This window comes from Desulforamulus ruminis DSM 2154, assembly GCF_000215085.1.
Taxonomy (GTDB): Bacteria; Bacillota; Desulfotomaculia; order Desulfotomaculales; family Desulfotomaculaceae; genus Desulfotomaculum; species Desulfotomaculum ruminis.
Map to the genome: position 1 here is coordinate 2,498,892 of NC_015589.1, position 15,723 is coordinate 2,514,614.

At 52.1% G+C, this 15,723-nt stretch carries 8 protein-coding genes and 2 pseudogenes; 2 read left to right on the forward strand and 8 right to left on the reverse strand.

The window, feature by feature from the left end; all coding sequences use genetic code 11:
- Positions 1-312 precede the first annotated feature (312 nt).
- A pseudogene (locus DESRU_RS12455) lies at positions 313-1,521 on the forward strand (IS3 family transposase).
- Between the two features lie 852 nt (positions 1,522-2,373).
- Here the strand turns inward: DESRU_RS12455 and DESRU_RS19905 are convergent.
- The 7 genes and pseudogenes from DESRU_RS19905 to zapA form a co-directional block, all read right to left on the reverse strand.
- Positions 2,374-3,977 (reverse strand): annotated as a pseudogene (locus tag DESRU_RS19905) (IS1182 family transposase).
- Positions 3,978-4,074: 97 nt separating this feature from the next.
- Positions 4,075-6,426 carry an endonuclease MutS2 gene (locus DESRU_RS12480; protein ID WP_013842449.1) on the reverse strand — a complete coding sequence of 784 codons (2,352 nt, stop codon included), beginning with the start codon at positions 6,424-6,426 and terminating at the stop codon, positions 4,075-4,077.
- Positions 6,427-6,436: 10 nt separating this feature from the next.
- The gene (locus DESRU_RS12485) at positions 6,437-8,980 is read right to left on the reverse strand and encodes a U32 family peptidase (RefSeq protein WP_013842450.1); all 2,544 of its coding nucleotides are present in this window, start codon (positions 8,978-8,980) and stop codon (positions 6,437-6,439) included.
- A 25-nt stretch (positions 8,981-9,005) separates the two neighbouring features.
- A complete protein-coding gene (locus DESRU_RS12490) occupies positions 9,006-9,956 on the reverse strand; it encodes a hypothetical protein (protein WP_013842451.1) in 951 nt (316 codons plus the stop codon).
- A 43-nt stretch (positions 9,957-9,999) separates the two neighbouring features.
- A complete protein-coding gene (locus DESRU_RS12495; protein ID WP_013842452.1) occupies positions 10,000-10,572 on the reverse strand; it encodes a DNA-3-methyladenine glycosylase in 573 nt (190 codons plus the stop codon).
- Between the two features lies 1 nt (position 10,573).
- On the reverse strand, positions 10,574-12,283 hold the full coding sequence (gene polX / locus DESRU_RS12500) for a DNA polymerase/3'-5' exonuclease PolX (RefSeq protein ID WP_013842453.1): 1,710 nt from the start codon (positions 12,281-12,283) through the stop codon (positions 10,574-10,576).
- Positions 12,284-12,407: 124 nt separating this feature from the next.
- The gene (gene zapA, locus DESRU_RS12505) at positions 12,408-12,668 is read right to left on the reverse strand and encodes a cell division protein ZapA (RefSeq protein WP_013842454.1); all 261 of its coding nucleotides are present in this window, start codon (positions 12,666-12,668) and stop codon (positions 12,408-12,410) included.
- Positions 12,669-12,873: 205 nt separating this feature from the next.
- Between zapA and DESRU_RS12510 the strand changes: the two genes are divergently transcribed.
- Positions 12,874-13,242 carry an EamA family transporter gene (locus tag DESRU_RS12510; protein ID WP_013842455.1) on the forward strand — a complete coding sequence of 123 codons (369 nt, stop codon included), beginning with the start codon at positions 12,874-12,876 and terminating at the stop codon, positions 13,240-13,242.
- A gap of 35 nt (positions 13,243-13,277) precedes the next feature.
- Here DESRU_RS12510 and pheT read toward each other — a convergent pair whose 3' ends face one another.
- Complete coding sequence (gene pheT, locus DESRU_RS12515) at positions 13,278-15,698, reverse strand: phenylalanine--tRNA ligase subunit beta (protein ID WP_013842456.1); 2,421 nt, start codon at positions 15,696-15,698, stop codon at positions 13,278-13,280.
- Between the last annotated feature and the right edge of the window lie 25 nt (positions 15,699-15,723).

Here is a 15,723-nt window from a genome sequence, read left to right on the forward strand (position 1 = left end):
TCGTTTTTCCTATCCACAAGTTGGGTGATGCTCCTTTGCTGAGTATTTGCTCTATAACTTCTACCAACTCTTTTTATCTGTGTGTTTTCCTACTAGATCAGGATATTTGTTTCTGTGAAGTTTTCAGAAAACTTCTTTATACGCTTTTTACGCTGCGTTTATTTCAGGGTAGCGAATATCCATCATCATCATTTTGTTTGGGTTATATTCACTCCTCCTTTATCTCTATAAATTAATAAATATGACCCATACCCGAATTGCGGGACACAAGGAAGTTAGGGTATCCTAAACTAAACCTGTGGAGGCGATACAATGACAAAGAATCGGGCAAAGCGATATAATGCTGCCTTTAAGGAACAAGTAGTAGCCCGCGTGGTCAAGGATGGCTGCGCTATAGCAAGTACTGCTAAAGATTTTGGTATCACGGAGCAAACCTTAAGAAACTGGTTACGGAAGCATAACGATGGTCAAATTCCAGAGAAAGTTCGGCTTGCTGAGCTAGAGGCTGAACTCTCTACTGCTCGGAAGCGCATAGCGGATTTAGAGCAAACCAATGACATCCTAAAAAAGGCGGCAGCCATCTTCGCGACAAGCAACCGGAAGTAATCTATGCTTGGATCTATCAACACCGCTCCGTGTTTCCGGTTAAGAAGATGTGCAATGGGCTGAATGTTTCGCGGAGTGGATATTACGAATAGCGTAAGGGCCCAGAAAGTCAACGAGAGAAAGAGAACCAATTGATTCTAAAAAAACTATACCAAAGCTATCAAGCCTGCCAAAGGATGTGCGGCCTTAATAAAATTCTGGCGGATGTACGAGAGGATTTCCCAAAGTGCAGCCGCAACCGTTTATACCGCCTTCAAAAAAACATGGCCTATATTCGGTCCGCAAACCGAAAACCTATAGGATTTGTACAACCGACTCCGATCATCATCTGCCCGTGGCCAAGAACTTGCTTCAGCAAAACTTTCGAGTGGACAAACCGAATACCGTCTGGGCTACCGATATCACGCAAATACCGACGAAAGCAGGCCCGGTCTACTTAGCATTGTGAAAGATTTACATGATAAGGAAATCGTTGGGTGGAGTCTGGCCGATCATATGAAAACGGAATTATGCCTGGATGCGCTTAACCATGCGTTTAAGAAACGGCGTCCAAAGGCTGGATTGATTCACCACTCAGACAGAGGTTCCCAATACTGTAGCTACGCTTATCAGGAAGGACTAAGAAAGTATAAAATGCAGTGTAGCATGAGCCGTAAGGGGAACTGCTGGGATAATGCCTGCTTAGAAACCTTCTTCAGTACGATTAAAACTGAGCGAATTAGCAAGAGGAAATATACAGATATTGAGGAACTGGGTCGGGATATATTCTGGTATATTGAATGTTTCTATAATCGCAGACGTCGGCATGAGGCCTTAGGCAATCTCACGATCCCTGCTTCCAAAAGTACAGTGGGTCTTGTTCGACCGCCTGATCAGATAGATTATAAATCTTGCAAAAAACCCTGTATACACTAACTGGGGCGTGTCCAGTTTATCGAGAATGGCTCAATATTATTGAGACTAAATAATCATGGTTATATTAAACATCTTGCCAATCCTTATTAACTTCTATTAGAAGAACAACTAAAAATCTATAGTAACACCTGAGCTATTAAGATACATCTGTAGATCTGACCTCTGACATTTAGAATTGGTAATACTTGATTCTATGTTTAGACTAAGTAGATCTTCTTAATATTAATGTTTTATGCATTAATGAAAAATATATTGCCCTAAACCAAAAATATGCTTAATATCATTTTTGAAAATATATATTTATATTTATAGATAAAATATTATATACATTATTATATGTCAATAAATAAAAATGTAATGTTTTGTCGAATATGTTTTATAAAAAGAAATTCACTCCTTTGGTCTACCGTCACAAAGCTTTGTTTGCTCCTGGCATATATCCAAAGAAGTGTCAAAAAAATCAATCCCATATCATTACGTTCCTTTTTTATCCTAAGAATCTCCTTGAGAAAACGAATTTAAAGATTGCTATATTAATTGACTCTCTAGGAAATTTAACATGTTCTTTTAAACAAAAAGCTAGAAAACAGATATGGTTTAAAAAATGAACACCCACTTTCCGTCTTTGAGGCTGGCGTCAAATTTCTTCTTCACCGTTATTGGCTTACCTATAAGGATTAAAAAGGGCGTGTCGCAAAACGTTAATTCGAAAACGTAGAGCGACATGCCTTTTTTGTCTGGAAAATACAAAAACCACCTCATAATAAAGGTGACTTTCACCATTTGAGCCTTGTTATGGGCACACAAAACAAGGGGAAGGTCTTTCCCCTGAGAATCACTTTTCGGTTTTCGCTAAGCCACCTGGGGAATATGTAAATATGCTTCACAGCGGTTGCTTTGGATCTTGTTGTGGAGTTTGTTTATGTTAAATGCTATGGCCAACAAGTGGAGTTCTGTCCGCACTTTTACCTGGCCTCGCAGGAGAAAGCGACGAAAACCCATGTCCTGCTTCAGAACGCCAAAGGCCCCCTCGACCTGGATGGAACGATTGATCCGTAAAAGAATACCCTCGTCGGTATTGATCGGGCTTCCATCTCCCGGCGCTGTCTCTGAAAGTTCTTGGAGACATAAAGGTTCTTGCTTCGCTCCTCCATCGGTGTCTTACTTGCCCCTTTGATGCACCTGGCTTTGTCCGGGCAACCATCTCAGTGGGCACAGGAATAGACGGTGGTCACAAGGGGATACCCGGATTTTGACTTGGTTTTTTCTCGTACGCTGCCTGGATCGGATGCCCTGCATGGCAGATGTAGGCGTCATTATCGGCATCGTAAGGCATATTCTCCCGCTTGCCGATGTCACTCTTGTATTTCTTGGTCTTGGCGCGATCGTGGTTGGCCGGCTTGATGAAGGCCAACTGCCCGTTCTTCTCGCACCAGGCATAGTTTTCTTCGCTCTCAGAAGCCCGCGTCTGCCACCGGTTTGGTGTAGCCAAGACCCCGGAGCTTTTCCATCATAGGGATGAAGGCGCCTGTATCACTGCGCTCTTGGGAGATCATGGCCCCTACGATGTATTCGGCATCAACCCCCAGGGTGATGTTGTAGGCCGGTTTCAACTGACCGTTTTTCATGTGGTCTTCTTTCATTCTCATGAAGGTGGCATCCCTGTCTGTCTTGGAAAAGCTATTCCTGTCCCCGAAGCTGTGGTTGTAGTCGTTATATTTCTTTTGGCGGATGAGATATCTCTCCACGGTTTCTATGGCTTTCTTGTAAGGGAGATTTCCGCTTGCCTTTGCCCTGGACGAATTCCGCCTCCCCTTGGCGCTCATACAGACGTTTCCGCAGTTTTTTCAGGTCTTTGGCCCGGATGGTTTCTCCCACATGGAAGCGTATTTCAAACTGGGCGGCCAATTTGGGGAGTTCTGTCTTCATTTTCTCCTGCATTTTGGCCTCGTTTTTTTGGGTGGATTTCTTCCATACGAAGCTGTACCGGTTCGCGTTGGCTTCCAGCTTTGTTCCATCGATAAAGACACTGCATAAGGACAGTTCTCCTGCTTCGGCCAAAAGTCTTATCAGTTGGGAAAACAGTTCCTCTATTACGTCCGTCAGGCGTTCGCTGCGGAAGCGGGCGATGGTGGCATGGTCGGGGCCCGGGTCCGGCCCAGCAGATACATGAAGTTGACGTCTCGCCGGCAGGCCTGTTCCAGCTTTCGGCTGGAATAAATGCCGTTCATGTAGCCGTATACCAGTACCTTGAAGAGACTTTTCGGTGAGGTCTCGATTCTCCCCTGTCGAGAGTATGCCGCCTGTAATTTTTTGTAATCCATCCTTTCCAGTACGGCTCTGAGTATCCTCACCGAATCATCTGCCGGGATCATTTCATCTATATCCATCGGGATTACCAGTTGATATACATTCCCGGTTATTGTATAATCTGGCTGTAAAGTATTGGTCTTCACAACTTTTATTTTACGACAAAAGACGGCTTCTGGCATCTGCCAGTCGCCGCCTTTTGCTGTTTTTTTAGGCGCTGTTAGTGCGACAGCCCCTCTATTGCTACTGCTTCAGTTCCACCACGGTGGCTCCGGAGCTGCCTTCGCCGGCTTCGCCCAGGCGGAAGGACTTTACTCTGGGATGGCTTTTTAATTCCCGGTGAACTGCCGCCCGCAGTGCCCCGGTGCCTTTGCCGTGAATTAGAATGACGCTGTTGAGACCCGCCAAAAGAGCGTCGTCCAGGTATTTTTCAATTTCCAGCAGAGCCTCATCCCCGGTCATGCCTCGTAAATCCAGGCTGGTTCCAATGGAGTTGGCTTTCTCCATAAATACTTTGCCCACCTGGGTCTGGCCGGAGGTTACTTTTTCTTCAGCTACCCGGCGTAGTTCCTTGAGGGGCACAAACATTTTCATAATCCCCACCTGGACCTGAACGTTGTCGCCGGAAACCGAGAGCACATAGGCCTTCTGGTTGTATTTGGGCAGAAAGACCTGCTGGCCGGGTTTGACCTGCCGGGGAATTTCCCCGGGTACTACCCGTTCCGGCACCTTGGCCGCTACTTTGCTGGTCACCCTTTGCAGCTTGTTCCGGGCCTGCTGGATGGCCGACTCCCGGTCCTTGGCATTTTCTTCGGCTAGTTTAGACCGCAGTTCCTTGACCGCCTCATCGGCCTCCAGCCGCGCGTTGCGCACCAGCCGGGCGGCTTCCTCCTGGGCTTTTTCTAAAAGGCTTTCCCGTTTCTCCCGCAACTGCTGCTCCAACTGTCGGTATCGTTCCTTTAGCTTTTCACTGTCCCGGCGCAGGGTTTCCGCTTCTTCCCGCTCCCGCTCGGCGGCCTGCTGGGTCTGCTCCAGTTTATTGATCAGGTCCGCCACTTCCACTTGTTCGGTAGTTAAAAACTGCCGGGCCCGCTGGACCACCTCCGGGCTCAGGCCCAGTCTGGCGGATATTTCAAAGGCGTTGCTGCGGCCCGGTCTCCCGATCAGCAGGCGGTAGGTGGGACGCAGGGTTTCAATATCGAACTCCACACTGGCGTTTTCCACTCCCGGTGTGGTATAAGCGTAATTTTTCAGTTCGCTGTAGTGGGTGGTGGCAATGGTGCAGACTCCCCGTTGAAACAGCGTTTCCAGAATGGCCCGGGCCAAGGCCGCGCCCTCGGTGGGGTCGGTTCCCGCCCCCAGTTCGTCCAGCAGCACCAGGGACCCCTGTCCCGCCCCGGCTAAAATATCCACCAGGTTGGTCATGTGGGAGGAAAAGGTGCTGAGGGATTGTTCAATGCTTTGCTCGTCCCCGATGTCCGCATAGATTTTGCTGAAAACGCCCATTTCGGTTCCGGATTCCGCGGGAATGTGCAGTCCGGACTGAGTCATCAGGGTAAAGAGTCCCACGGTTTTCAGGGTCACGGTTTTACCCCCGGTATTGGGTCCGGTAATCACAAGGCTACGAAAGTCTTTTCCCAGGGAAATGGTGGCCGGCACGGCGTCTGCCGGCAGCAGGGGATGGCGTCCCTTGCGAATATCCATTACTCCGCCTTCTACAATTTTAGGACCCCAGGCATTTAACTGCCGGCTGTATCGGGCTTTGGCCATCACAAAATCCAGTTGCCCCAGGGCATCCAGGGTGATGGTCAATTCTTCGGAGATCTCCGAGACTCCCTGGGAAAGTTCCGCCAGGATTTTTTGGATCTCCTGCTTTTCCGCCGCTACCAGCCGTCGTACTTCATTATTGGCTTCCACCACCGGCATGGGTTCCACAAATAGTGTAGCCCCGCTGGCGGACTGGTCATGGACGATTCCCGGTATCTGGTTGCGGTATTCCTGTTTAACCGGCACCACGTAACGGTCGTTGCGGATGGTAATAATGGGGTCCTGCAGGTATTTTTGATTTTCACTGGAACGAATAATGCTCTCCATACGCTCCCGGATACGGTTCTGGGACCGCTGCAGTCCCCTGCGGATCTGCAGCAGTTCCGGGGAAGCGTCGTCGGCGATTTCACCTCCGGGCAGGATGGCCCGGAGGATATCTTTTTCCAACTGGGGCTGATGAATCATGGCCTCCGCCAGTTCGGACAGCAGTGGATAGCGGTCTTTTTTCTCGGTAAAAAACTTTTTAATCCGCCGGGCGGCGGCCAGGGTCTCCCCCGTGGCCAGCAGTTCCTCGGCAGACAGTACGGCAAACCGCGCCGCCCGGACAACGGCGGCCCGCACATCATGCCAGCCCCCCAGCTCCGCCACCGGATCCAGCCTTAGCAGTTCCCTGCCCTCATGGGTCTCGGACTGCCAGCGGATAATGGTATTCCGGTCAACGCTGGGAACCAGTTCACGGGCCCGTTCCTTGCCTAATTCCGAGTGGGCGTGGGCTGCCAGCCGCTCCAATACTTTATCAAATTCTAAACGTTTAATGGTCTTTTGCATTTAAATCTCCTCATATAACTCCACGGAAATAATGCCCTTTGGTTAAACCCGCCGGACTTTGTTCCGCCAAATCCTGTTTGGCTTCCCGGTCCCTTTGCTCATTCCAGTCGCCCTGCAGGAAACGGTCCAGGGCCTGCCGGTAATGGCCCACCGTCCGGGCCACATAATGCGGATCTTCCCGCCGGGCCTCAATGCGCAGCACGGTCACCCCGGCCTTCAGCAGGGAGGGAACTTCCTCAATCACGCACAATTCTTTGGCATTAAATAAATGCATGCGGCAAAATTGATCCACTTCCAAAGGAAAAATCAGTCCCATGCGGTCTTTTAAACCGAATTTTTGATCTTTACAAGGTCCCCCGCATTTTTTCCCCGGGGCCATCCCGCCCAGGATGCTGCCTACCGGACAATAGCGGGTGTTCATCAGGGGCAGGGTTCCCTGAACTACCGCTTCCAGGGGCAGAATAGCCCTTTCCCCCATTTCCTGAATTTGTTTCAGGCTTAGTTCCGGGGACAGGGTTGCCCGGGTCACGCCCTTCTCCTGCAGATAGAGAAGACTGGCCGAATTAAAGATATTCAACGAAAAGTCTCCGATGACCGGTTTATCGCTATAATTTCCGATGCGGTTCAGCAGCCCTAGATTGCCCACTAAAATTCCGGCCAGGGGCAGGTCCCGAAGACGCTCCAGCATACGGGTAAAGGATTCAAATTCGGCATCATGCAGGATTCTTGGGGAAGAAAGCACCAGGGAAGCTTTATGCCTCCGGCAAAACTCCGCACCGTCGTGAATATCCTGTTCGCCGACGGGTCCTTTGGAGCGAAAACTTTCCCCGCCAAAATAAACGATATCGGCTCCGCTGCGGACAGCCGCTTTCAGGGAAGCCAGGTCGGTGACGCTGACAGCCAGACTTTTTTCCGGCCAAGTTGCCGCGGGCTTTTCAAGCTGTGCCAGGGCGGTTTTCAGGCGACGGTTTAGGGTAGATTGGCCTACCCTCGGTGGCCGGGTTCCGCTCAGTCTTTTCTGTTCCAGGGCCAGCAGAACCTGCCGCCTTAATTCATTGATCTCCCGCATGGGAAGCATGACCTTTCCCTCAAGCTCCACTTTGAGACGGGCCAGTTCAAAGGGGGTGTTTCCCAGCCGGTTTAACTGCTCCTGAAGAAATTCCCGGGTCAGGGGCCGTTTCAGGGCTTCCTGGCCAACCTCGCCGGAATAAGCTTCCGCCGCCAAGCCCCGATCATCCTTTACCTGCATGTACAGGGGTTCATTTACTCTGGCCCTTACGAAAAATTCCAGGGGAATTTTTCGGGTTTCCCGGGGTGAGGTAAAGGTCTCCCGAGCCCTTTCCATCAGTTGGGCGTCGTGGGTTTTAAATACCCGGTCGCCGGGTTTTATCTTGCCGGGGATCGGCAGGCCTACCAGAGCGCCGGCCGGGGCAAACTTCACCGGCTGGCCCTTGATGAAAATGCTGTTGACCTCAATGCCGCTGCGGCCGCCTTCGGTAACCCACACTTCAATGCCGTCCCCCAGCCGCAGAGGCTCTTCCAACAGGATTTCCACCCTTTTGTCCTGGCGATTGTATCCCTTGACCCGGCCTAACCGTACTCCCCGGTTGTTGGGTCGTTTATAGCTCATTAAGTCCTTGCCCGGATTGCCAAAGAAATAACCCGGACTGAAATCCCGGTTGAATATTTGCGCCAGATTGCGGCTTTCCTCTTCCTGCACCGTATAGGCGCCGGAATCCTGCAAAGCCCTGTCAATCAGGCTACGGTAGGTGCGAATGACGGTGGCCACATATTCCGGACGTTTCATGCGGCCTTCAATTTTAAAAGAATGAATCCCCGCAGCCATAAGCTGGGGAATATACGCACTGGTGTTGATATCTCGGGGGCTGAGCAGGTATTCTCCCACTTCCGAGGGATCAACCCGGTTTTTCCCCCCTTGGTCCACCAGTTGGTAAGGCAGACGGCAGGGCTGGGCACACTTGCCGCGGTTGCCGCTGCGCCCCCCAATCAGGCTGGACATCAGGCACTGGCCGGAGTAACAGACACAGAGGGCGCCGTGAATAAAAGCCTCCAAATCGGCCCCGGTTTCCTGTTTGATGCGGGCAATCTCCTGCAGGTCCATTTCCCTGGCCAGCACCACCCGCTTAAAGCCGGCCTCCAGCATGCCCTTAACTCCTTCCAGGTTATGAACGGTCATCTGAGTGCTGGCGTGAACGGGCAGTTCCGGAAGCACCTCCCGCACCAGCCGGGCCAGACCCAGATCCTGCAGAATCACCCCATCCACTCCGGTATTATGCAGGAAGTGGAGGAAGCGCAGGGCTTCCTCCAACTCGTGATCGGCCAGTAATATATTGACGGTAACATAAATCTTAACCCCGCGAACATGGGCGTATTCCACCGCCCGGGCCATTTCATCATGATCAAAGTTGCTGGCGGATTGTCTGGCGTTAAACATTTTGCCGCCCAGGTAAACTGCATCCGCTCCGTTCTGCACCGCAGCCACCAGAGCCTCCCAGCTTCCTGCCGGGGCCAGCAGTTCGGGTCGTTGGGTCATGAAGTCTCCTCCCAAATTGGCCAATTTATCGCTGAACCCGGATCAAACCGGAACAGGGGATTACCTCCAGCCCTTTTTTCACCAGTTCGTCCAGAATCAAATTCATGCCCAGGGAATCGCTGGCCATATGGCCTGCAATAATCACGTTGACATGGTTCTTTTCCGCCTCTTTGCGGTGCTTTTCACTGATATGCATGACCACCAGGGTGCCCACCCCGGCTGCCGAGAGTTTGGCATAGGCGTCTTCGGAACCGCTGGTGCCGCCGGTGAAGTCCACAAAAATTTTCCCGGCCCGCCGCTCCGGCGAACCCACCACAACGGTGGGGCCTGCTCCGGTTTTAACGGCTTCGGCATATTCGGGAATCTCTTTCAGTGCCTTCACCACTTCTTTCAGGGTCTGGCACTGTTTTTCATCCAAGTGTTTCTGGACAAACTCACTGACCATGTTGTCCGCCGGGGTATGGCAGCACATCAGTGGAAGATCCAGCAGCCTGGCGGCGTCCACCGCCCGGTTGTGGTTCAAGGGCATCAAACCCCGGCGAACTTCGGCAATGCGCCCGGCCATAATTCCCTCGGCCACATTAATGGGAACCCCCAACTGGGCCAGCAGGTCCTCCTGCAGGTGCATCACATCGTACAAACCGGCGGTGGCCTTTCCTTCCGGGTGGTGGGCCATAATTAAATCAATCTTGCGGCCCTTTTCTCCCAGCCGGTCGGCCAGAAGCACTTCGCCCACTTCCATATCCACACCCACCAAAACGCGCTGAATCTCCCGGTCCAAATCCCCGTACAGTACCCGGGTATCGGTATAAGGATTAAAATAACGGTCCGGGTCCACATCTTTTCTTTCCTCTTCTTTTAAATCCTCAATTTTCCTCTTTTCCCTCTCCAGTTGTTTCTGCACGGTTTCGATCCCTCTGGGATCATGCTCAATGCCCATGTTTACCACTAAATCATATATTTCTTTTAATTTCACGTTAAATGCCCCTCTCTTTTCAACAGTTTGTCTTTCCACTATATTATTTTCTGGAAATAAACTTATTTCCCTGAATGTAAAATCTTAAAGGCAGATCAACGCCCTCTTTAATGCCGATTCGGGTGGTGGTCACAATATCCGGGGGCGGTTCCAGGGATGGAGCAATGAAAAGAGATCCCTGGGTTAAAATACATTGATTATGTTCCTTGGTAATCCCCATGGCCTGAACCAGCCGTGCCGGGCCGGAACAAAGTTCCTCCGGTTTCGGCCGCCCCCGGCGTTTGATCATTAACTCCAACCCCTCCAGGGGTTCCAGGGCTCTGATCAGAACCGCCTCCCCCACTCCTTCGGCATTGGTAACTACGTTAAAACAGTAGTGCATGCCGTAGGTAAAGTAAACGTAGGCCCGGCCCGGCGGGCCAAACATAACCCGGTTGCGGGGCGTCATTTTCTTGGCTGCGTGACAGGCCGGATCTCCCTGCAGATAAGCCTCGGTCTCCACAATTTTGCCCAGAGTGGTTCCTTGGGCGGTATGATGAACCAGCAGGTGTCCCAGGAGTTCCCTGGCCACCCGGGTGGTTTCACGGTTGTAAAATTCTTCCGGCAGTGGTTGCATTTTAACGCAGCACCTCACGAAGTTTCTCAATTTCCAGTGTGTTAATAACATCCTCCGGCGTCAGCCAGGCCCGGCGGGCCTGGGCAACGCCGTAAACCATTTCATCCAGTCTTCTTAAATCATGGGCGTCGGTATTAATACACAGTTTCGCCCCGGCTTCTTTCGCCGCCTTGGCATGCCGGTCGCTGAGATCCAGGCGGTCCGGTGAAGCGTTGATTTCCAGAACGGTAGCGGTTTTTGCCGCCATTTCCAGTAAAGCCTCCACATCCAGCTCATAGGGTCCCCGGCGTCCCAACAGCCGCCCGGTCATGTGGGCGATCATATCCACATGCTCGTTTTCCATGGCCCGACAGATGCGCCGGGTCATATCCCGCCGGTTTTGTTTAAAACCCGTATGGACCGAGGCAATGACCACATCCATGGGTTCCAGTATCTCGTCGGGGTAATCCAGGTCCCCATTGGGAAGAATATCCATTTCCACTCCGGTCAGCAGTGTAAAATCGTCAAATTCGCGGTTCATTTCCTCAATCATCCGGTGCTGCTGCTCCAGACGATGGCAGTCCAGCCCGTTGGCGATTTTCAAAGACTGGGAGTGGTCGGTGATGGCCGCATAGGAATAACCCTTCTCCCGGCATCTTTTGACCACCTCCTGCAAATCCATGGCGGAATCGCTCCAGGTGGTATGGATGTGCAAATCGCCCCGAATATCTCCCACTTGGATTAATTGCGGCAAATCTCCCTTTAGGGCTGCTTCCACTTCCCTCTGGTTTTCCCTTAACTCCGGAGCCACATAATTCATTCCCAGAGACGAGTAAATTTCCTCTTCCGTATTAAGAAGAATAGGGGCTTCCCCTTGTTTCCCCATTCCATGGTGATTTAATTGCAGCCCCTGCTCCTCCGCGATTTCCTGCAGGCGCTGGTAATGGCCTTTGGATCCCGTACTGCGGTGCAGGCAGTACAAAAACTCTCCGGGCGGCACCACTTGAAAATCCACGGCCAGCCCCCACCAGGTATAGACCCGGAGGCGTTTTTCCTGCCGGTCAATGATTTCTTTCACCCGGGGGTGGGTGGCCAGGGCGTTCAGCAGGGCTTCGGCCTCTTCCGCCGCAATCACCAAATCCAGATCCCCCACGGTTTCCTTCCAGCGGCGGGTGCTTCCCGCCACCGCCACCTGCCGCACTCCCGGCAGAATTTTAATAAATTCCGTCAGTTCTTCGGCCAGTTCCCGGGCTACCGAAAGCAGGACCCGGTCGTGACGGTTGCGCATCATGCCGATGCCGTTTAAAATCTCCCATTCCATTTTGGCGCTGAAGCCCTTTAGCACCCGCACCCTCCGCTCCTTGGCGGCTTGTGCCAATTCATCCAGGCCGGTTACGCCCAGTTCCCGGTGTAAAATTCTGGCCCGGTTGGGGCCGATACCCGGAAGTTTCTTGATTTCCAAAACACCCGGAGGGATCTCCCGCAGCAATTCCTGGTGCTTTGACAGCTTTCCCGTTTCTATGATTTCTTTAATTTTTGCCTCAATGGCTTTACCAATGCCGGGTATCTTTCCCACCAGACCCCTTTGCTTTAACTCCTCCAAAGGCGTGTCCAGATTAGCAATGGCCCTGGCAGCCCGGCGATAAGCCCGGATTTTGAAAAAATCTTCACCCTTTAACTCCAACAAGTCGGCCAGTTCCACGAAAATCCAAGCCACTTCAATATTCTGCATGCCCAACGACTCCGTTTCCATCTTACCACTATATTTTCCAGATTAGCCATTTCTCATTGCATTCATTCCATACAAAAGTAAATAAAAGTAAATAAAACTCATGAATGCTCATGAGTTATCAGGATCAGTCCATTTTTTCAGGATCCATCATCTGAAGCAGGTTGTTGTATTGCTCCTGGAGCTTCAGTAATTCATCAGCCAAATTAATGGCCGTTAAAACGGCTAACTTATTTAAAGACAACCTGGAGTTTCTCTGACCGATCTCGGTCATTTTTTTATTCACCTGCTGAGCAACCAGCATCATATATTCCGGGGCTTCCTGGCCCTTTAAGGTGTAGTACTCACCGTATATTTCGACTTCCACCCTGCTCGGCTCTGTGGACATACACGTCACCCCTGTTTCTTTTCCTTTTAAAGGATTTCGCCTTTCTTATAGAAAATCCTGCCTCTTTCTTCTCTATTTACCCCAAATATTACAATGATTAGCAAACCCTTTCCTAATTAAGATCACAAAAATACCGGTAAATAATGGGTGCTCCGGAAGGACATACTAATCCTCAGCTTCTCTTTTAGGAAGGTGGTGTAACGGCTTGTCTTTTCCCCCTCTGCTTTTATTGCTGTCGGTGTCCTTGGGCGCCGTTGGACAGCTTTTGCTTAAAATCGGAGCTTCCCAGTTATATCCCCTGACCTTCGCCCTGCCCCAGTTGTCCGGCACCCTAATCCGGACCTTCAGCAACCCCTGGGTGCTGGCAGGAGCCTTCCTGTACGCCTCCAGCATGGTAACCTGGATTAAGGTGCTGAGTACCACGGAATTAAGCCTGGCCTACCCCATGGTCAGTCTGGGCTATGTACTGGTCATCCTCCTGTCGGTTCTCTTTCTGGGAGAGCATTTTACCCTTTATAAGCTGCTGGGAATGGCCTCGGTCATTACCGGGATACTTTTGATCGGCCATCCGTAAAGGCCCGAAGCATGTGCTCCGGGCCTTTAAAGGGTTTATTTTCTTAACTCCGCTCCGGTCTGGGCCGACAGGGAACGGGCAATCCGCTGCATTTTGTCCGCCACTTCCTGGTCGGTCAGGGTGCGGTCCTCGGCCTGAAATTTCATGCTGAAAGCAACGCTTTTAAATCCTTCCGGTACCTGGGAGCCCTGGTACAAATCAAAGATTTCCACGCTGCGCAGCAGGTCTCCGCCGGCCTTTTGAATGATGGTCAACATATGGGCCACCGCTACCTCCTGCTTCACCAGCACCGCCAAATCCCGCTCCACCGCCGGGAACTTGAGCAGACTCCGGTATTGTTTAACCGGCCGGGGGTACCCTGCCAGCACTTGCAAATCGATTTTTAATGCCATGACGCGGCCGGGCAGTTCGTAGTTCTCCACCACATTGGGGTGCAATTCTCCCAAAACCCCCAGCAGTTCCCCTTGTATTTCAATTTTGGCGCAGCGTCCCGGATGAAAACTGGGGTCCTGGTGGCGGTTGAACTCTGCTCCCACCAAACCCAAGGTATCCAGCAACTGCTCGGCAACTCCTTTGATGAAAAAGAAATCCAGGGGCCGGGAAGGCTGGTTCCAGGTCTTGGGCGTACTGCCCAGGGCCACTGCGGCTAAAACCGGCACTTCCTCCGGCAGGGGCTGCCCTTCCACCGGGTAGAACACCCGTCCCACCTCAAAGACCGCTCCACCCTGGGCCCGCCGGTTATGGTTCCGCTGCAGGACCTCCAGCAGATTGGGCACCAACACGGTGCGCATGACCGACTGTTCCTCACTGAGAGGATTTTGCAGCCGTACCGCCTTGCGGAACCGACTGTCTGCCGGAAGGTTCATCAAATCAAAGACCCTGGGATGAACAAAGCTGTAGGTGACCACTTCCTGAAAACCGCAGGTGGTCATAACCCGCTTGGCGTCCCAGGTTAATTCCTGATCCGCGGTGCGGGCTCCCTGGGTGGAAGCCCCAAAGGGAAGGGTGTCGGGAATTTGGTTATAGCCGTAGAGCCGGGCTACTTCTTCAATCAAATCAATTTCCCGGGTAATATCCGGCCGGAAAGCCGGCACGGTGACCAGCAGGTCCTCAGCGTTGGCCTGAACCCTGAATTGCAGCCGCTCCAGGATATTCACGATTTCTTCTCTGGAAATGTCGATTCCCAGTACCCACTGCACCCGGGCAAACCTTAGTTGGATGGTCTTTTCGGTGATGGGCGCCGGGAAATTATCCACCGCTCCGGAAGCGATGGTTCCGCCGGCCAATTGCTGGATCAATTCCACCGCCCGGTCCGCAGCCCTCCTGCAGCCGTTGATGTCGATTCCCTTTTCAAAGCGCAGGGAAGATTCCGAGCGCAAGCCCAGCGCTTTGGAGGTGCGGCGGATATTGATGGGGTGGAAATAAGCCGCTTCGATCAGCACATCCACGGTGTTCTCAGTCACTTCGCTGTCCAGCCCGCCCATAACCCCGGCCACAGCCACCGGTCCGTTTTCATCGGTAATGGCCAGCATATCGGGATTTAAGAGACGCTCCACTCCGTCCAGGGAAACGATTTTTTCCTGGTCCTGGGCCCGCCGGACGATAATATGATGGTTTTTCAGGGCGTTATAGTCAAAGGCATGCAGGGGTTGGCCCAGTTCCAGCATGACATAATTGGTCACATCCACAATATTGCTGATGGGCCGAATGCCCGCCGCCCGCAGACGGTTCTGGAGCCACATGGGGGAAGGTCCCATTTGGACCCCCTTAATAATCCGGGCCACATAACGCCGGCACAAATCCGCATCCAGAATGTCCACTTTGGCCAGGTCTTCGGCCTTTTCCCCGCTCTCATCAAACTTGGGAGCAGGCACCTTCAGTTCGGTTTTCAAAATGGCGGCCACATCCCTGGCTACGCCTATAAGGCACAAGGCGTCCCCGCGGTTGGGGGTGAGATCCAGTTCCAGAACAAAATCATTTAAACCCAGGACTTCTCTGGCATCCAGTCCCACCGGAACCTCATCGGGCAGGATTAAGATGCCGCTGGCCATTTCCGCCGACATCAGCTTGGCTTCCATGCCCAGTTCCTGGCCGGAGCAAAGCATGCCCCTGGACTCAACGCCCCGCAGCTTGGAACGCTTAATTTGCAGGCCTTTGGCCAGTTTAGCCCCTTCCAGGGCCGAGGGCACCTTATGCCCTTCCCGGACGTTGGTGGCGCCGGTGACAATTTGCAGGGGCTCCTCCTGCCCCACATCCACCGTACAAACCACCAGTTTATCTGCATTGGGGTGCCGTTCAATTTTCAGGATGCAGCCGGTGACAATATTCTCCAGACCCGCTCCCAGTTCTTCCACCGTATCCACCGTAAGACCCGCCAGGGTCAGACGGTCCGCCAGTTCCTGGGGGGAGACGGTGATATCCACATAATCCTTTAACCAGTTGTAGGAAACACGCATTTTTAGGTTAACCTCCCGAATTTTT